At 45.1% G+C, this 17,625-nt stretch carries 19 protein-coding genes and 2 pseudogenes; 8 read left to right on the forward strand and 13 right to left on the reverse strand.

Going from position 1 to position 17,625, the window contains the following annotated elements; all coding sequences use genetic code 11:
* Nucleotides 1–31: 31 nt before the first annotated feature.
* The 7 genes from CI959_RS11815 to CI959_RS11845 are packed head-to-tail and all read right to left on the reverse strand — an operon-like array spanning nucleotide 32 to nucleotide 6,196.
* Nucleotides 32–1,669 (reverse strand): RluA family pseudouridine synthase, encoded by a 1,638-nt coding sequence (locus tag CI959_RS11815; protein WP_057317517.1) that lies wholly within the window; start codon nucleotides 1,667–1,669, stop codon nucleotides 32–34.
* Complete coding sequence (locus tag CI959_RS11820; protein ID WP_057317429.1) at nucleotides 1,669–3,210, reverse strand: family 43 glycosylhydrolase; 1,542 nt, start codon at nucleotides 3,208–3,210, stop codon at nucleotides 1,669–1,671. Before CI959_RS11820 ends, CI959_RS11815 begins: the two co-directional genes overlap by 1 nt.
* 3 nt (nucleotides 3,211–3,213) lie before the next feature.
* Complete coding sequence (locus CI959_RS11825) at nucleotides 3,214–3,726, reverse strand: hypothetical protein (protein WP_005854295.1); 513 nt, start codon at nucleotides 3,724–3,726, stop codon at nucleotides 3,214–3,216.
* 56 nt (nucleotides 3,727–3,782) lie between these two features.
* Nucleotides 3,783–4,247, reverse strand: coding sequence for a GNAT family N-acetyltransferase (locus tag CI959_RS11830; RefSeq protein ID WP_057317430.1), 465 nt, complete (start codon nucleotides 4,245–4,247; stop codon nucleotides 3,783–3,785).
* 7 nt (nucleotides 4,248–4,254) lie between these two features.
* Nucleotides 4,255–4,800, reverse strand: a complete 546-nt coding sequence (locus CI959_RS11835) for a GNAT family N-acetyltransferase (protein WP_005854299.1) — start codon at nucleotides 4,798–4,800, stop codon at nucleotides 4,255–4,257.
* Nucleotides 4,797–5,354, reverse strand: coding sequence for a GNAT family N-acetyltransferase (locus tag CI959_RS11840; protein ID WP_036633169.1), 558 nt, complete (start codon nucleotides 5,352–5,354; stop codon nucleotides 4,797–4,799). Before CI959_RS11840 ends, CI959_RS11835 begins: the two co-directional genes overlap by 4 nt.
* A 14-nt stretch (nucleotides 5,355–5,368) precedes the next feature.
* The gene (locus tag CI959_RS11845) at nucleotides 5,369–6,196 is read right to left on the reverse strand and encodes an SDR family NAD(P)-dependent oxidoreductase (RefSeq protein WP_057317431.1); all 828 of its coding nucleotides are present in this window, start codon (nucleotides 6,194–6,196) and stop codon (nucleotides 5,369–5,371) included.
* Between the two features lie 149 nt (nucleotides 6,197–6,345).
* Between CI959_RS11845 and CI959_RS11850 the strand changes: the two genes are divergently transcribed.
* Nucleotides 6,346–7,632, forward strand: a complete 1,287-nt coding sequence (locus tag CI959_RS11850; protein ID WP_057317432.1) for a TIGR01777 family oxidoreductase — start codon at nucleotides 6,346–6,348, stop codon at nucleotides 7,630–7,632.
* 106 nt (nucleotides 7,633–7,738) lie between these two features.
* On the opposite strand, the gene CI959_RS11855 is transcribed toward CI959_RS11850, so the two are convergent.
* The 3 genes from CI959_RS11855 to CI959_RS11865 all read right to left on the reverse strand — a co-directional run bounded on the left by CI959_RS11855 (nucleotide 7,739) and on the right by CI959_RS11865 (nucleotide 9,228).
* A complete protein-coding gene (locus tag CI959_RS11855) occupies nucleotides 7,739–8,041 on the reverse strand; it encodes a helix-turn-helix domain-containing protein (RefSeq protein WP_005864275.1) in 303 nt (100 codons plus the stop codon).
* A 74-nt stretch (nucleotides 8,042–8,115) separates the two neighbouring features.
* Nucleotides 8,116–8,679: a flavin reductase family protein gene (locus tag CI959_RS11860; RefSeq protein ID WP_057317518.1), complete on the reverse strand. Its 564-nt coding sequence runs from the start codon at nucleotides 8,677–8,679 to the stop codon at nucleotides 8,116–8,118.
* Between the two features lie 6 nt (nucleotides 8,680–8,685).
* Nucleotides 8,686–9,228, reverse strand: coding sequence for a flavodoxin (locus CI959_RS11865; RefSeq protein WP_011966743.1), 543 nt, complete (start codon nucleotides 9,226–9,228; stop codon nucleotides 8,686–8,688).
* A gap of 173 nt (nucleotides 9,229–9,401) precedes the next feature.
* Between CI959_RS11865 and CI959_RS11875 the strand changes: the two genes are divergently transcribed.
* Complete coding sequence (locus CI959_RS11875; RefSeq protein WP_057317433.1) at nucleotides 9,402–10,475, forward strand: alcohol dehydrogenase; 1,074 nt, start codon at nucleotides 9,402–9,404, stop codon at nucleotides 10,473–10,475.
* Here CI959_RS11875 and CI959_RS11880 read toward each other — a convergent pair.
* Together CI959_RS11880 and CI959_RS11885 are read right to left on the reverse strand one after the other, a co-directional pair.
* A complete protein-coding gene (locus CI959_RS11880) occupies nucleotides 10,441–11,337 on the reverse strand; it encodes a HEPN domain-containing protein (RefSeq protein ID WP_011966741.1) in 897 nt (298 codons plus the stop codon). The genes CI959_RS11875 and CI959_RS11880 overlap by 35 nt on opposite strands.
* Nucleotides 11,338–11,497: 160 nt before the next feature.
* A pseudogene (locus CI959_RS11885) lies at nucleotides 11,498–11,812 on the reverse strand (hypothetical protein); the annotation flags it as partial.
* Between the two features lie 323 nt (nucleotides 11,813–12,135).
* Between CI959_RS11885 and CI959_RS11890 the strand changes: the two are divergent.
* Together CI959_RS11890 and CI959_RS11895 are read left to right on the forward strand one after the other, a co-directional pair.
* Nucleotides 12,136–12,576, forward strand: a complete 441-nt coding sequence (locus CI959_RS11890; protein ID WP_011966740.1) for a DUF6078 family protein — start codon at nucleotides 12,136–12,138, stop codon at nucleotides 12,574–12,576.
* Nucleotides 12,577–12,759: 183 nt separating this feature from the next.
* On the forward strand, nucleotides 12,760–14,835 hold the full coding sequence (locus CI959_RS11895; protein ID WP_057317434.1) for a BT4734/BF3469 family protein: 2,076 nt from the start codon (nucleotides 12,760–12,762) through the stop codon (nucleotides 14,833–14,835).
* A gap of 68 nt (nucleotides 14,836–14,903) precedes the next feature.
* Here the strand turns inward: CI959_RS11895 and CI959_RS11900 are convergent, their stop codons facing one another.
* On the reverse strand, nucleotides 14,904–15,512 hold the full coding sequence (locus CI959_RS11900) for a type 1 glutamine amidotransferase family protein (protein ID WP_057317435.1): 609 nt from the start codon (nucleotides 15,510–15,512) through the stop codon (nucleotides 14,904–14,906).
* A gap of 317 nt (nucleotides 15,513–15,829) precedes the next feature.
* On the opposite strand from CI959_RS11900, the gene CI959_RS22100 reads away from it, so the two are divergent.
* From CI959_RS22100 to CI959_RS11920, 4 genes and pseudogenes are all read left to right on the forward strand, one after another.
* Entirely contained in the window at nucleotides 15,830–16,015 is a 186-nt protein-coding gene (locus tag CI959_RS22100; RefSeq protein ID WP_305953584.1) for a hypothetical protein, read from the forward strand.
* Between the two features lie 109 nt (nucleotides 16,016–16,124).
* Entirely contained in the window at nucleotides 16,125–16,361 is a 237-nt protein-coding gene (locus CI959_RS11910) for a hypothetical protein (RefSeq protein ID WP_034532173.1), read from the forward strand.
* A 36-nt stretch (nucleotides 16,362–16,397) separates the two neighbouring features.
* Nucleotides 16,398–16,556 (forward strand): annotated as a pseudogene (locus CI959_RS11915) (ATP/GTP-binding protein); the annotation flags it as partial.
* A gap of 487 nt (nucleotides 16,557–17,043) precedes the next feature.
* Entirely contained in the window at nucleotides 17,044–17,622 is a 579-nt protein-coding gene (locus CI959_RS11920) for a metallophosphoesterase (RefSeq protein WP_008773628.1), read from the forward strand.
* Nucleotides 17,623–17,625: the final 3 nt, after the last annotated feature.

The following is a 17,625-nucleotide window of genomic DNA, read 5'->3' on the forward strand; positions in this document are numbered from 1 at the left end:
TCTGTTTAGTTATTGGATATAATAGACAGTTTTAGTGTTGAGAAAATGGAATCTTGGCACGTATCTCTATCCTTTCGGAAGTGATAGGATGCGTAAACGCTAAGTATTCAGCGTGCAGATAGAGCCGTTCCGCCTTTCGTCCGTAAAGCTCGTCGCCAAGGATGGGGCAATGAAGACCTAGGGGATGGGCGGCGTGTACCCGTAGCTGGTGGGTACGTCCGGTTTGGGGATAAAAGGCGATAAGGGTTTTTCCGGAAGTCCGTTCCAATACCCGGTAGCGCGTGAGGGCAGGTTTCCCAAATTCTTCGCTTACGATTTGCCGGGGTCTGTCCAAAGGATCGGGACATAGCGGGAGACGGATCTCACCCTCATCTTGGGGAACTTCACCCTCTAATAAGGCGATATACCTTTTCTGGATGGTTCGGTTCTTGAATTGGGCTTGTAGGTTCTGATGCGCTTCTTTGGTCTTGGCGGCGAGTAGCAAGCCGGATGTCGCCATATCCAAGCGATGTACGATAATTGGACCGGTGGCTTCCGGGTAAAGGATCGATAGCCTTTGATAGACAGAGTCCACATCTCCCTTGCCGGGGACGGAGAGCATACCTTCCGGTTTATTGATGACCAACAAATAGTCATCCTCATAAAGGATATCCAGCTTCGTCTCCCGGTGAGAGTCCGCCAATAACGGATTTTCATCTACCCGCAATCCCTGTAGCATATGATGGAGGATCGGCTCGCATTTTCCTTTGCAAGCCGGATAATAATATCCATGGTGCCGAATCTCCGTCTTGGGAGAATCGCCCCACCAGAACTCTGCCATGGCGATCGGTTCCAACTGATGCTGGTAGGCGTATTGTAAGAGTTTAGGGGCGGCGCACTCACCCGCTCCGGCAGGCGGCGTACCTTGTGAGGTAGGAGCGAACAGTTCGCATAAGTCCTTCACCTCGCCCCGGGCGTTCAGGATTCGGAATTGTTCGAACAACTTGCGTTGCAAGGCCGCCGACCGTCGCTTGCGTTCTTGCTTCAGTTGCTCGATCTCCTGCTCAAGCCGATCCACCTTAGCTTGATCCTCCTCCAGTATAGACCGCAATGATTTCTTGGTTAGCTTGTGAGCGGCTTTCATGTGTTGGCTCTCTTTAATAAGAAGTGCGGTCTCTTCTTCCGTGAGAGGGAATTGCCGAAGTCGGTCGCGCTCCTCTTTCCTCTTTTTCATCAAGTCTTTTGCGGCCTGTAATACGAAATCGCAGTATTCGATCGTGCTTTGTAACCTCGACCGTGCGTCTTCGAGAGCTGGAGAGGCTTGCTGGGTTCGGATACGGGCATTGATCTCATTGATCTGCTCCTCCTCTTGCCGGAAGAAACCATCCGGTTGTAATAGGTCATAGATCGGGGGGACGAAGAAAGGATGTACATTCTTCCCCGCTAGGTTACCGGAGAACGCAGCCAGATAGCCGACCTCTCCGGCGGGAGTACGAACCACCAATACGCCGAACATTTTTCCGGTTTGTAACTCTTCCCGCCATTCGGTTCGTTCTTTCAGGTATGCCTGCGTCTCCTCAGCCGCTATTACGCATAGAGGATGCGGTGTATAGTGAAAAGGATACGTGAATCGTTCCGGTAAGGGGATCGATTGTATCGGTTGGGCAAACGTGTGAAACTTAGATTCCATCATTCATTTTTTAATAGACAATAAGCGTAAACGGCCGGTGCCGTAGGATCTCCCTCTTGATACAATCCCGGACGGGAGATACGATCCCATTGGATCAACGACCGGGTCTCTTTCGCGGAGAGAGCTTCGCCGACGATCTCGTTCCATGCTTGTCCGTCCTTACTCCAGTAGAACGTGCTATGCGTACCGTCGGTCACTTTCATCTGTAGATATAAAGGCGAGGCGGGAAGAGGAAGATCGGCCAATTGATGTTCTTTCCCCTCTAAGATATATTTCAATATCAAACGGTCTCCTGCGCATCCGCAGGTGATTAGGTTATTTGCGTCTCCGTATATCGTGATTCCTTTCCAACTGTCATTCCGGTTTACGATCGCTGTTTCCAACGTGTAATTCGGGGAGGTTGGGCGTAAACAAAGTGCCGCTCCGGTCTTTACGCCGGGTTTCGGTGTTCCGGATAGAGATAGTTTACCGTTCTTGATCTCGGTCTTGACATCCGTGTAAGGATAGTTCCAACTCCATTCGGGACGCAAGGTCGCACCGGTGAAATCATCCGAGAAATCGAATACCGGCACTTGTGCGGACTCGGCAAATGGCATGGGTTGCGTGCGGCTCGCGTATTCCCCGGTTACGAAGTGAGGCCAATGATCCTCACCCATTCTCACCTCTTGCAGGTAAGGTTGGCGACCTTGGTAGAAGCCGCTTCCCGGCTGGTAAGCGTGGCATAGGTAATACATGCGTCCGTCCGGTGTAGTCGTAATCGTTCCGTGACCGATGGAGAGAACCTCCTTGCTTCCGTGCAAGATCGGGTTTCCTAGGTATTTCTCGTAAGGACCTTCCAGCTTCTTCGAGCGAGCCACGGATACGGCGTAATCGCTCTGCGGGCCGCAACAGCCTCTCACGGAGTAGATGATATAGTAATATCCGTCTTTCTTGAACCAATGCTGACCTTCCATACCTTGACGCTCATCGTCACGCAGCAGGCTGAAAGGCTTTCCGTCTAGGCGAAGCCCATCGTCCGTCAACTTACAGGCCAATAACTCTATGGGTTGGTTATCCAATCCATAAGCCTTCCAACTGATGTAAAGTTTGCCTTTATCCTCCAAGATAAATGCGTCTATCGCTTCCTTCCCGAACTCTACCACCGGGCCGTGATCCTTGAACTTGCCCGTAGGTGAATCCGCCACGGCAACACCGATGCACGAGATGTTATCCGATTGCTTCCGGGCCGTATAATAGACATATACCTTCCCTTTATGCTGATACCATTCCGGAGCCCAGAAAGAGGACTTAGTCCATTCCGGCTTCTCGTCGAATACATGTCCGGTTTGCTGCCAGTTCACCAGATCGGTAGAAGTGAAAACCGGATAATAGGGGGCCCATTCCGAGGAGGTGCCGGTGATATAGTAAGTCTGATCGATCCGAATAATGGAAGGATCAGCTACGTCACCGTGGATCACGGGATTGGTAAAATAGGATTCTTGTTGCGCTAGTCCTGTGGCCAAGGAGGCGGCACAGAAGAATAGTGTGAAAATCTTTCTCATGTTTTATCGTATTTTTTTTAAGATGTTCTTACGTACGGTTCGCAAAGAGATTTGTAGTAAATCGGGTTCCGCCAGATCGAGTAGTGTCTTATACTCCTGTAATAGCTCTGGAATGGGACGGCATAACTCATATCCCAGTTTCATGCAAAGCGTTTGCACACCGGGTAATTCCTTCGCTGAAAGCATCCGGTCTAGGCAGAAGTTCAGGAAATCCACCCGTGGGGGATTCGCTTGAGGCTGTCGTAAAAGCAAATTCAATAGAAGACGTCGTTTACCGGGATGCTTGCAGACCAGAATCTCGTTTATCAATTCATCTTGTTTATCGTATAGCCATTTATTCTCATCTGCGGAAAAATGGCTACAGGCCCATAACGCTTGATAACCGATGGTCTCGTCCGGATCGAAGATCAAACCGTATAGTTCCGATTTCCGTTTCTGGCTTCCTTGCACATATCGCAATATCTCATGGATATCCTCTATGTGGATGCGGTCAGATAATCTCTCTCTTAAATCCATTTACAACATTGAATCTTATATCTTTCGATCTTTTATGCCGTAAAGTTATAGTCTTTTTAGCAAACTTTCTCTAATTCTCTTACTTTTGTTCCCATTCGTTTCATCGGCGTATACTTCATCCCATGCGTCACTTGTTCCTCACAGACAGGCTCGAATCCGAGCTTTCTGTAGATGGGGATTGCGTAAGAAGAGGAGTTAACCGTCATTTCTGATACGGGCTGATTTAAGATCGCGGTCTTGAACAATTGTTTACCGATTCCTCTTCCATGATAAGACGGTTTGATAAAGAATAAGGAGATATGTTTTCCCTCGTTTTTTGTCGCGATTACGCCAATTAAAGACTCTCCATCGAAGGCTCCGTAGAAGGTTAATTCATTTACTAGTTGCTTATTATAAATGAAATTCTTGAAAGTTTCCAGCCCCTCTTCATCGAAATCCTTTCTTCCGCATTCGATGAAAACGTCCAGAGATAAGTCTAATGCCTTATCGTATTCATTTGCCGGTAATTGTCGAATTTCCATAGATATGTTATTCTTTTTGATTCTCTTCTAGTTTCTTATCTGCTACCAATTCAAAATGATGCGCATCAATGAATTGTCCGTTTTTGTAACAAGCCTTTCTGAAAATGCCGGTCTTCCTGAATCCAGCTTTTTCTAATACTCGCATGGAGGCCGGATTATATTCGTAGACCGTGGCGAATATACGAATAACCTCCGTATGCGCGAAATAATACTGGATGGCCTCGGTTAACGCATCCGAAACAATTCCTTGATTCCAGTATTTCTCACTAATCCAATAACCCACTTCCGCATTGAAACGCTCTACGTCCGTACCTCTCACAAAACCAATGTTACCAATAGCCTCGCCACCAACCGTAATACAAAAATCCGATATATCTGTTTTCTCCTGCGCTTGTTTGATGAAGAAGCGGGCATTCCCTTTTGTATAAGGATAAGGTAATCCATCCCGGCAGTTATCCCAGATTTTCTTATTGTTCAAATGGAAGGCTAGGGATTCGGTGTCTTGATCTTCCCAGCTCTTGAGCGTATATAAATCCTTTATTACTACAATCATAAGATGTTGTTTTTACGGGATAAGGACGGATTCTCAAGATAATAGCACAGGTGGTCATATATTTGCCCATTATACATTAACTCCGCTTGGTGAAGCAGCCCTTCGTATATAAATCCATTTTTCTGTAATACACGTTGTGAACGTTGATTATGAGGATAGCAATTGGCCGTGATCAAATGTAAACCCATTTGGGTGAATCCGTAATTCAATACGCTCTTCACTGCCTCGCTCATGAAGCCTTGTCCCCAGTATTTCTCATCCAGCCAATATCCCAGCATGCGGGCATGCGGATTCTCCCGCTTTGGATCGGGAATGATGCCAATGGAGCCAATGACTTGTTTTGTCTCTTTTGATACGATAGCCCAAACCCCTTCTTTCCCGATAAAAATGGCATTTAGAACATCGATTGTCTCCTCGATCGTTTCATGAGGTTTCCATCCGGCGTTATTGCCTAGGTTTGGATTCTTACAGCTCTCAAAAACATCAGGAGCATCGCTTTCGCTGAAAGGACGGAGCACAAGACGGTTGGTTTCTATGTTCGATGTTTGTGTCATATACGGATGTTTATTTAGTCGAGATAGATCATTTTCTTGGTCATCCCACCGTCAATCGTAATATTCTCGCCATTAATGAAATCGTTTTCCTCTTGACAGAGAAATAAGCACATACGGGCGATATCCTCCGGCTTTCCCACCCTTCCGGACGGATGTTGAGCATGATCCTCCGGACGAAGCTGGTCGTAATTGTTATTCTGTATCCAACCGGGAGCGATAGAGTTTACCGTGATATGCCATTCCGAGAGCGATAAGGCCAACGCATGTGTCAAAGAATAGATACCTCCTTTAGAGGCGGCATATCCCTCGCTACCGGGTTCACTCATCAAGTAACGGGTAGAGCAGATGTTGATAATCCTGCCGTATGGATTGGGGGTATCGAGAGATTGCCGATGGAGCGCTAATTGGCGGGAGGTGATAAACGCCGGGCGTAAGTTTATGGATAGTATCTTGTCGAAATCCTCTACGCTTGTTTCCGTGATGAGAGAGAACCGACTGACACCTGCGTTGTTGATAATGATATCAATATCTCCCCACTCCTCGATGATCTTTCGCAGGCAATCTTCCAGTGCGGTTTTATCACTAACGTCCACGAGATGGAATTGCGTCCCGGTTTGTAGGGCAGTCTCTTTTCCTAAGGTCTCGTTCTTGTCGCAGAAGGCCACACGATGTCCGGCTCCTCTGAAAGCCCTTACGATCGCTTTCCCGATCCCCTCAGCTCCACCGGTGATGAAGACTCTTCTTGTTTTATGAAGTGTCTTCGTTGTATGCCCCGTTCTAGTGCAGGAAGTCTTCCGGGCTTGGTATTCTGCGTACTTATTTTCCAGATAATTGTCTGCCATGATTCAGTCACTATTAAATGAGGACAAATATAGTTGTTTTCTGTCGAACCGATTTCTTTTAGTCGATATTCTGTTTGGGATACTAAAATAGGACCGGAAATTGCCATCTAAATTGCTAGTGGATTTGTTTTAATAGAAAAGTATTGATTATGAGAATAGCGATCAGCGGGGCAAGCGGATATATCGGTCAGCATCTTTCATCTTTTTTGGAGGGAAAAGGATATGATGTTATCCCTTTAGGGCGGGATTTGTTTAAGGAAGATTGTTTTGATGAATTATGCCGATGCGTGGAATCCTGTGAAGTCGTCATTAATTTGGCGGGCGCTTCCATTAATAAACGTTGGACGGAGGCTTACAAACAGGAGTTGTATGATAGCCGTATTTACGTGACCAGACAGTTGGTGCATGCCATAAACACGAGAAGGGTGAAACCTGAGTTGTTTATTTCGGCCTCCGCCGTAGGTTATTATCCGGCTTTCGGGGAATATGACGAGTATCATGATTATCGGGGAATGGATTTCTTGGCCCGGTTGTGTGGGGCGTGGGAGGAGGAAGCGTCCGCATGCTCATCGGACGTGAGGCTTGTCATTACCCGTTTGGGTGTCGTATTGTCTGAGGATGGAGGGGCCTTGAAAGAGATGCTTCGTTTGCAACGCCTCTCACGGGTAAGTGTCGTGGTCGGTAGCGGGCAACAGCGTTTTCCATGGATCAGCCTGTTTGATCTATGCCGCTCTTTTGGGTATATCATACGGAATAGGCAGATGAGGGGTGTGGTAAATTTGGTTTCTCCAGACCTTATCACCCAAAAGCAGTTGGCTCATACGTTAGCGAGAGCGGATAAGATCCGTTGGATCATCCCTTTGCCGGAGTTCTTTTTTCGGCTGAAGTTTGGCGAGGGAGCGTCGTTCGTGACAAAAGGGCAAACCGTTCATCCCACCAAATTACTGGAATCTGGGTTTACATACGTTTATCCAACAATAGAGAAACTTATGAATATAACAGATCATCATACCGTACCGGAACTGGATGTTAAACGGTATATGGGGCGATGGTATGAAATCGCCCGTTATGAGAATCATTTTGAGAGAGGCATGACGGATGTGACGGCCACGTATACGTTGCTTCCGGACGGAAAGATCCGTGTGGAGAACGAAGGATATAAAGGCGGCGTTCACAAGAAAGCCACCGGTCGTGCGAAACAACCGGACCCTAAAAATAATCCCGGAAAATTGAAAGTGGCTTTCTTCTTATGGTTCTATGCGGATTATTATATCTTAGAACTTGATGCGGATTATCAATATGCGGTGATAGGAAGCAGCACGGATAAATACCTCTGGATCTTGAGCCGTGAGAGGAACTTACCGGAGGCGGTTCGGGAAGATTTACTGGGGAAGATAACGGAACGTGGGTATGATATCTCTAAATTGATTTCATGAGCTGATGTATAAAGGGGTAAAGCCGTAGTGATTACGCCTTTGCCCCTTTTATTACTCATATTGGAAAACAATATTAACAGAGGCGATCTGAGAGAGTTCCTTTTGCTCACATGATAGGCTTTACGATTTCAATTTTAAGGCCAAGCGCATCAATAATACGGAAAAATAAACCAACTCCCGGTTCTATGATTCCTTTTTCAATTCTTGATATATAGGTCTTATTAGTTCCTACTTTTTCGGCCAACTCGGATTGTGTCATTTTCTCTTGCTTCCGTGCGTCACTAATAATTTGCCCCACACAATAAGAGTATGCTTCTTTGCGAAACTCCTCTCTTTCTGGTGAGCCAACCTTGCCGTATAATTTATCTAATACGGCGTCCATACTCCCGATCTTAGGATTTGCTTGCATAATATTCATTTTTTTTCCATAGTGCAAATATAAATTAAGTTTATATATATAACAACTTTAGATAGACTTTTCTTTTATGTTTTCAGTAGCTTTCCATCGGAAAAGGCATTTCCTACCTTTTCGCCCACTCTCAAATAGTCGTTGTTGAATGGATCAAAGATGATGGGAGCGGCTTTAGCTACATTCACCTTGCCGTTCTCATCAAGTACACGCTCGTCAACACTGACATTTACGATCTCGCCACGGAGTATGCAAGTATCCGGATCGTAATCTTTCAATTTACATTCGATAGCCACGGCCAATTCGTCGATCAACGGAGCATCTACGAAGTCCGATTTTGTAGCGTGAAATCCTGCTTTGGCAAACTTGTCGGTAACTTTATTGCCCGACACGATACCTACATAATCACAAGCTACGACATGATCGGCATCTGCCATGCTTACCGTGAAGGCTCTACGCTTCAGGATATTCTTAACTGTCTTGTGACCGGCGCTAAGACACATGCTGATCTCATTCATCTCACTGATACCGCCCCAAGCGGCGTTCATCGCATCGGGAGTTCCATCTTCTCCATACGTGGCGATAATAAATACGGGTTGCGGATAGCTCAAAGGCTTCGCACCAAAATTCTTTCTCATAATCATTTATTTTTTAGTCCAATTCTTGATATCTTCTTCTGTCGCTCCGTTCATCAACTTCCCTTTTTGCCAGTTCACATCCGGATAGGCTTTCCGCAATTCACTCTCTGCGTTCGAGATATTGCTGCTGCCTGATGTGGCGAATGGGATAACGGTTTTGCCCGAGAGATCGTATTTCTCCAAAAAGGTGTTGATGAGTCTTGGAGCTTGATTCCACCAGATGGGAAATCCTAGGTAAACGGTGTCATACTCCGCTAGGTTCTTCAAATCATCGATAAAGGCCGGTCGTGATGTCGGATCGTCCATCTCTACGCTGCTGCGTGAGGATTTATCCCGCCAGTTCAGATCGGCGGAGGTATAGCTTTTCTCAGGTTGGATCTTGTGAAGATCACCGCTGACAATAGACGCGACTTGTTGGGCCGCTTTTTCAGTATTTCCCGTTGCCGAGAAGTAAGCCACTAAAACTTTTGTCCCTTCGGCAGCCTTTTGCGCATAAGAGGCGATACATACCATTGAGACCATGACCATGAATAATACGATTCGTTTCATACTTCTTGAATTTTTGTTGTTTTTATATTCATTACGAGAATGCTATGTATTTATGGCGATAAAGATAGGAGAGAAAAATGAAACAGTTTGTACCCAAATTACTGATATATCTGATATTTTTGGCGATACGATCCTTATCTTTGTAAGGCGATTAACAAAAAGAAGGAAGTATCATGCTTGCGTACACTTATATTGAACAAGGGAAATTTGAATTGCGGGAGAAACCGATACCGGAAATAAAGGATTCACGGGACGCTATCGTACGAGTGACTTTGGGTAGCATTTGTTCTAGCGATCTTCATATTAAACACGGTAGCGTACCACGTGCGGTATCCGGAATAACCGTTGGGCATGAGATGGTTGGTGTGGTGGAAAAGGTGGGTGCCGATGTTACTGCAGTCAAGCCGGGTGACAGGGTGACCGTGAATGTCGAGACCTTTTGCGGAGAGTGTTTCTTCTGCCGGCGTGGATATGTCAATAATTGTACCGATCCCAATGGCGGTTGGGCGTTGGGCTGTCGTATCGATGGGGGGCAGGCGGAGTATGTCCGGGTTCCTTATGCGGATCGAGGCTTGAATCGTATCCCAGATACGGTCAGTGATGAGCAGGCTTTGCTGGTCGGTGATGTGTTAGCGACAGGTTTTTGGGCTGCCCGCATCTCGGAGGTTTCAGAGGAGGATACGGTTCTCATTATTGGCGCTGGTCCTACGGGGATCTGTACTTTGTTGTGCGTGTTGTTGAAGAAGCCACGACGTATTATTGTTTGCGAGAAGTCTCCGGAAAGGGCCCGGTTCGTTCGTCAGCGTTATCCAGAAGTCTTGGTGACAGATCCCAAAAACTGTAAGGAATTTGTTCTTCGTAACAGCGATCATGGCGGTGCGGATGTCGTATTGGAGGTCGCGGGGAGTGAGGATACCTTCCGCTTGGCATGGGATTGTGCCCGTCCGAACGCCATTGTCACCATCGTAGCCCTCTATGATAAACCTCAGCTTCTTCCTTTGCCAGACATGTATGGCAAGAACTTGACGTTCAAGACTGGTGGGGTGGATGGCTGCGATTGCGCCGAGATTCTTAACCTAATAGAAGAAGGTAAGATAGACACGACGCCTCTTATTACCCATAAGTTTCCATTGAACGAGATTGAGGAGGCTTACCGTATCTTCGAAAACAGGTTGGATGGGGTTATAAAGGTGGCGATTGAGGGGAATCTCATCAAACCTGTCTTTGTTTTGCCGCATACACTTTGATTCTCTCCTCGCAACATTGTCGTGTGATATCCCGGAGCAGTTCTACTTTGGGGATAAGCGCCTCGATATCTTCTTTAGTGACGCGGAAGTGTAAATTATAACGAGCCTGAACGTATGCGTCCTGCAGCAAATCGAAAAGTCGTTTTTCTTCTTCCGTATCCCGGGGAAAGGCTTCGGATGACTCTAGGGAATGCGTTTTGGCTCTGCCGGATAACGTTATTAGGCTATGCTCTTTGGGACTATACAATGTAAAAGTCAAGATTATGCTGTTGTAATAATTCTCACAAGCTTGATGCAAATGAAAAGAACATATTTTATATCTCTCGTCGTTTTTGTCATACATTGCATTTCGTAAAAAATCATTCGCACGTTCAAACCTGTCGTTGTAATACTCCTCCGCCAACTCTTTTATCTCCCGATAGTTCAGTTTACGACGGCGGGCCAACTTATAACGGCCGCTGTTGTAAAGCATGATACCTTCTCGCTTGATATCGGTATAGAAATATCGGTTTTTATCGATGGCTTTATTCAAGTCGTCGATGCTTTCGTCTATAAATTGTACGGTGGTGGATGCGTATCTGTTCTTCCCTTTGTAGTAATTATCGGTGGCCTTGCTCAAGATGTGATTGATAATATATCTTTGGAAACGGGTATTGGTAACTACCAAAATATCATAATCGCTCATAAAACAGGTGCGGATACCGTATTCGATGCGTTGGTCGTAGTCAACGTATGTATTCCGGGCATAACTTCCGTAGAGAATGATCATCTCGCAATCGGGAAGTACTTCCAGTACGCACTCTACAATTCTTCTGAGGTCATCCCGTTTTTGTTCGGGAAGGTAATTGATGGATGTTTTCATTCTTTGTTTATCTATGCAAATTGTTTGTAATCACTTTTTACTTTCAATGAACATTGTTCTGTCCCGATAGCCTTTACGATAGCTAAAAGCGGTGCGCTGAACTGTTCGGTTAGCTTGTTCGGTACTTGTTCGGTCGACTTGTTCGGTTGGCTGTTGTGGGGTCATGATTTTCTCCCATCATTAAGTTTCTGAAAAATGCGATCAAGAAACTCATATCCGGTTCAACGTCTTTTCGCACATTTCTATAATTCGCACGAACCAGCGCATTGCGAAAGTACCAAGAGTTGTCGGCAAACAGATCATTGTTCACGTCAAAACCGATGCTACGCAAATGCTTTATAGCTGTATCTTTTAAATAATCGGATGTTTGCAAGCCATCTACAGCTTGTAAACCAATGGCTGTTTTCCAAGCTGAAGCCTTTTCTTTTTTGTCGGGCTCACTACCACGGATGTATGATTCGAAATCTATGTCCATATGTATCCAATCATGATTATAAACAGGCAATAAAGATATAAAATATCCTGCTATGTGATAGTGAAAAGATGAAGAAGTTGTATTGGCTCGGTCTTTTACGTATTATGAGTTTCCTGTAACATTGAATTTATAAAAATATCTACAATATCTACCACTCTATTATATACTTTTTGTAAATGAGAGTATTATCTGTTGGTTGTAGATCTCCAAACATCTACAATTATTATTCAATATCTACCATTTATTATTGATTTTCATGCAATTTTCTTTTCGCATGAAGGAAAAAAGTGTTATATTTGAGGAATACTGAAAATCTAAAAGATATGATAGAAAAACTCGATTACGCTATGGTGCCGACAGGCTTTGTACATTGTTTTAATGGAAATTGTAAGAACGCCAACCGCTGCTTGCGGCATCAAATCATCCGTTTTATCCCCGATACGCTTTGGGCGGTGAGTGTCGTGAATCCCGCACGTACCAGTCCTACCGGAAAGTGTGCGGCTTTCATGGCGGATACTCCCGTGCAATACGCTGTCGGCATGGATCACCTATTAGACCAGATACCTTATCTGGAGGCGAAACGCATCAAGCAACGTCTGTTGATGACATACGGTAAGAATAAGTTTTATCAGTTTAAGCGCAAGGAAAGAACCTTCTCGCCTGAAGACCAACAGTATATCCGTCAGGTCTTTCGGATGTACGGAGTAAAGGATGAGCCAGTCTTTGATGCTTGGCTGAGTGGCTACCGATGGACGAAAGGATAAGAGCTGATAAGAGTTTCCCTTAGGAGAACAAAGAGTTTCTCTTAGGGAAAACAAAAGTTTCTCCTAGAGGAAACAAAAGTTTCTTTAGTAAGAAACTAAAGTTTTATTAGGGGAAAACTTTTGTTTTTCTATAGGAAAAACTGTAAGCATAAGACATTCAACTTCTTAAATGATATATTAGACATGAAAATAACCAAGCAAACAGCCTATCGACATACCGTCGCGCAGCGGGCGATGCGTATGGAGGAGATCGTGGCATGGGTAAAGGATGAGCGGACGAGGGATAAGCTTGCGCTCTTTCGAGAGAAATTAAGGCGGGCTTATCCCGACAAACGGTATCCGTTTACCCGGAAATTACCTCAGTTGCTCTTTGCCGGAACTTTTCGAAAAGGCGAGTTGAAGGAGTATAATGGCTGGATTTTGCTGGAGATCAATCGATTGAAGAGCATAGAAGAGGCTTTGTCCTTGAAACAAAAAATAGTGGAATATCCGCAGACACTGTTCGCTATGATCGGCTCTAGCGGACGGAGCGTGAAGTTCGTGGTGGCTTATACCTATCCCGACGGGTCGCTTCCCCGTTCGCGTACGGATGCCGAGGTTTTTCATGCGCACGCTTACCGACATGCGCTCAAGACGTATGAGCCTCGCCTTTCTTATCCCATCGAGCTGAAACGTCCGGTGCTGGAGATGGGTTGTCGCCTCAGTTATGATGCCGATGTGTATTACAATCCGGACGCTCTTTCCATTCATCTGGAGCAGCCTGTGGCTATGCCCGACGAAAGCGCCTACCAGGAACGGTTCGAAAAACGGGTGCCGGTACCGGTAGAGAGTGCCGGGCAGACGCTTTATGACCAATACCGTTACGTTGCCATCCAATATGAATTCGCTTTGCAGCGGGCTTTGGAGGAACATGGAAGTTTGAGCATAAAGGTGGATTTCAAACCTTTGTTGGTCACTCTTGGAAGACTTTGTTTCGCGGCTGGGGTAGAAGAGGAGGATTGTGTGAAGTGGACGATGCTCTATCTGGGGAATCTGATCTCGGAAGTGGAGATCCGGGAGACCTTGAGGCAGTCGTATCGGTTAGCCTCCGATTCGGACTTTGGTTGTACGTCCCTTTACAAGCCGGAGCAACTACAGAGCTTGAAAATGGAGGAGTTTATGAACCGTCGTTACGATTTCTGGTACAATCTGATGTCCGGCGGACCGGAATATCGGGAGAAAAACACGTTCTGTTTTGACTATCGCCCCGTGACGGATCGTGTACTGAACAGTATCGCCTTGAATGCCCAGAAAGAAGGATTGCAGCTATGGGACAGGGATGTACGGCGTTTTGTCTTTTCAGATCGCATCCCGGACTATGCGCCTATCGAGGACTATTTGACCCGCTTGCCCGTGTGGGATGGCAAGGATCGCATCCGTCCGCTGGCCGCACGCATCCCTTGCGACAACGTACGGTGGGAACAGTTGTTTTACACTTGGTTCCTGTCGATGGTAGCGCACTGGCAGGGACGTGACAAACAGCATGGCAACAGCCTTTCCCCGCTCTTGGTGGGCGGGCAGGGGTGCGGAAAGTCCACGTTCTGCTTCAACCTGTTGCCACCGGACTTGAATAAGTATTACACGGACAGCATCGATTTCAGCAAGAAGCGGGATGCCGAGCTGTATCTTACCCGTTTCGGATTGATCAATATTGATGAGTTCGACCAAGTGAGTGCGAGGCATCAAGGCTTCTTGAAGCATCTGTTGCAGAAGCCGGTCGTAAATGTGCGCAAGCCTCATGCTACGCAGGTGGAATCGGTGAAACGTTACGCTTCCTTTATCGCTACGAGCAACCATACGGATTTGCTGGGCGATCCTTCCGGCAGCCGCCGTTTCATTTGTATCGAGGTGAAAGGGATGATAGACAATGCCCAGCCTATCGATTATCTCCAGCTCTATGCGCAAGCGGTTGCCGCCTTGAATAATAACGAGCGTTATTGGCTGACGCATGAGGAAGAGGTTTCGCAGATGCAAGCGAACGAGGCGTTTCAACAACGTCCTTTGTTCGAGGATCTGTTTTTTCAATATTATCGTCCCGCTTCGCATAAGGAGGAAGGTTTGAAGATCTCTGCCGGAGAGATCTACCTATCGCTGCAAAAAAAGAGCGGCGTAAAACTTCCGATGAGCAATGTCTCCGTCTTTGGTCGTTTCTTGAAAAAGATAGGGCTTAAGACGCAGTTAGCGAGTAGGGGACGGTTGTATTTAGTGGTCGAAAAGTAGTAAATGATGGTAGATGTAAGTTGTTGGTGGTAGATGTTTTTATTATCTACCACCATTAGATAAGTGATTTATCCCACTTCTGGATCTTCCCAAACACCTGTTTTGTTCATTCGATAGCTTCTCTCTATCTTTGGGGAAGAGTCTGCCTCCAGCGCATAGAGTATTTCACGACAGAACTCCAGAGTGGCAAATCCGTTGGCGGTAATAATGTTTCCGGCTCTGACAGCCGGTTCATTTATATAAAGGCTTTCACCTGTATAATTTGGCCCAGCGAATTGTTTGAGGTAATCCAATCCGTTACTGGTATGATTTACATGGTTCAAGAAACCGTGCCTGCCAAGAAAGACGGAGGCGTTACAAATTCCGGCTACCAGCCTCTTCTTCTCGATGGCCTCTTTTACCAGAGGAACAATGGCTTCGGCTTCCGGGGTGAACCAGCTCATGCCACCTATTAATACGATCCCTGCATAATCGGCCGGAATGTCATTGATTCCATAGCCGGGCAGCACCTTGAATCCTCCGATCGATACAACCGGCTCTTTCCTGACAGATACGGTTTTAACTATATATTTGCTTTCACTTCCGGGTTCAACACCTGCATTGAGGTTTGGAGCGATATAAGCCCCTTCCCAGTCGGCAAAGTCTTTTAACAAGACGAATAGAATTTCTTTTTTCATTATTTATTGTATTTATCAAAGTTATACTTCTTTCTAATCTCGTTTTGCTCGTCAGGCGAAAGAGATTTGAAATATCCTTTCCAACCTGGGCAGAAGTTTATGTGCCAACGCCAAAAGCGTCCCATTAATGACTGAGGGCTTTTATCGTATTTTTTCCTTAGAGGGCAGTTGTTGCAGTTACTTTTTTGCATGGATGTTACAGAATGCTTGTTGTTTACAAAGGTAGTGCTTTTATTGGAATTGCTTTATTTCAATCTTTGTTTATTATGATAATATACCCCATCTGATATAATTGCCAATATTTATCGTAATTTTGCATTATTCGTGAAGATGGTAGTTGTTATGAGCATCCTCATTGGTTTGAATTGGCAAAGGATAAATGGGCGCAGGTTTATAAAACTACGGGAACTCCATGTAGTTGTTGGATGTGTAGAGGGGAGGAGTACGACCGCAAAGGATATAAGCAAGAGATTTTGCGTATTACCAAAGAATCAGAATATTAGATGTTTAATGAAAAGAAAGAAAAGATGTTGAAAGGTAAAACAGTTCTTGATGGTTTGTAAGTGTTTAATAGAGCCGTACACTGTTATAGGCTCAAAAATCTTACAAACAATGAGTAGAAGTAGAAAGAAAACTCCTGCCAGTACCATTGCGTGCTGTAAATCACAAAAGAAAGACAAACAAATGTGCAATCGTCTTTTCCGTAGTAAGTCCAAGCAATATATTCGTGTAGGTAAGGAACCCCCTTGCAGGCTTCGTGAAGTGATGAATGTTTGGAACTTTGCCGGTGACGGTAAAGTTTACTGGGGATATGATTGGCAAGGAGTTGAGAAATTGATGAGAAAGTAATTAAACATCTTCCCCTTTGCGCTTTCGTACAGAGGGGAAGATTTGCTTAGAAAAGATAATATCTGGTTTACGGAAAAGAATACAGATGGATCAAGTGTACTTTATCCTCTGACAGATTTCAAAGGATTGAATAGAATCAGTTCTCTCCAAAAAGCATACAAGTTCGGTAAATTTGGTGCAGTTCCTAACCTATAATCAGTAACCTTATGAGAAAAGTTCGAAAGAATACAGCAACTAGACAGGTCATTCAAAAAGTTAGCGAATAGTTAATTGGTTCTCAAGAAAATTCAGTATTTTTGCACTCACAATTGAATAAAAACAATTAGCAAATTACAATGCTGCAGAATAGAGTGAACATATTAGTAAACACATTATGTCGAAGCACAGTATGCTTTGAGCGTATGCCGTATGTTCATACTTTAGGCATTGAGTCATTCGGTAAATTCAAAAACACTTTCCAGCGAACGTTTTATAGACAGGTAGGAGTACATTAGATGCAGGTATTCCTATTAAAAAGATAAATTGAAGCCGTTGAAAAGTCCTTACTAAATTTTTCAACGGCTTTGTTTTTGCCCATTGGTGACGTTCGCATTATGTGCTCTACTCCGTCATTTCCGTCCATGGGCATTGAAAACTTCAGTTTTATTAACCAGCGCAGTGATGTGCATAAAAAAAGAAGATTATGGATTACAAATTCAACGGAAGCGGGGTGTTCTTTACATCCGATACCCACTTCAATCATACCAATATCATCAGGTTCTGTAGCAGACCATTCAAGGATGTAGAACACATGAATGAAACACTTATTGCCAACTGGAACCGTGTGGTCGGTCCGGATAATATCGTATTTCATCTTGGCGACTTCTGTCTTGGTGGCTCTGCTGAATGGACAAAGATACTCAAAAGGTTGAATGGGAAAATCTATCTCATAGCCGGTAATCATGACATGAAGAACTTGAGGCAGAATTATACAAAATATTTCGAACTGATCACGATGCAGATGTACATCGAGGTGGATAAACAGAAGATTTATCTGAATCATTGCCCGTTCCTTTGCTATAGCGGCTCATACGATGATACTTGGCAGCTTTTCGGCCATGTGCATACAAGCAGGAATAACACCGGAAAAGATAAGCCTCGCCTTCAAATGCTTTTCTCTACACAGTATGATGTGGGAGTTGACAATAACGACTTCACTCCGGTTTCATTCGCACGGGTAAAGGCAATCATAGAGAAACAGGTTGAACTATCAAAGAAATGAGAA

This window comes from Parabacteroides sp. AT13, assembly GCF_002272965.1.
GTDB lineage: Bacteria > Bacteroidota > Bacteroidia > Bacteroidales > Tannerellaceae > Parabacteroides > Parabacteroides distasonis.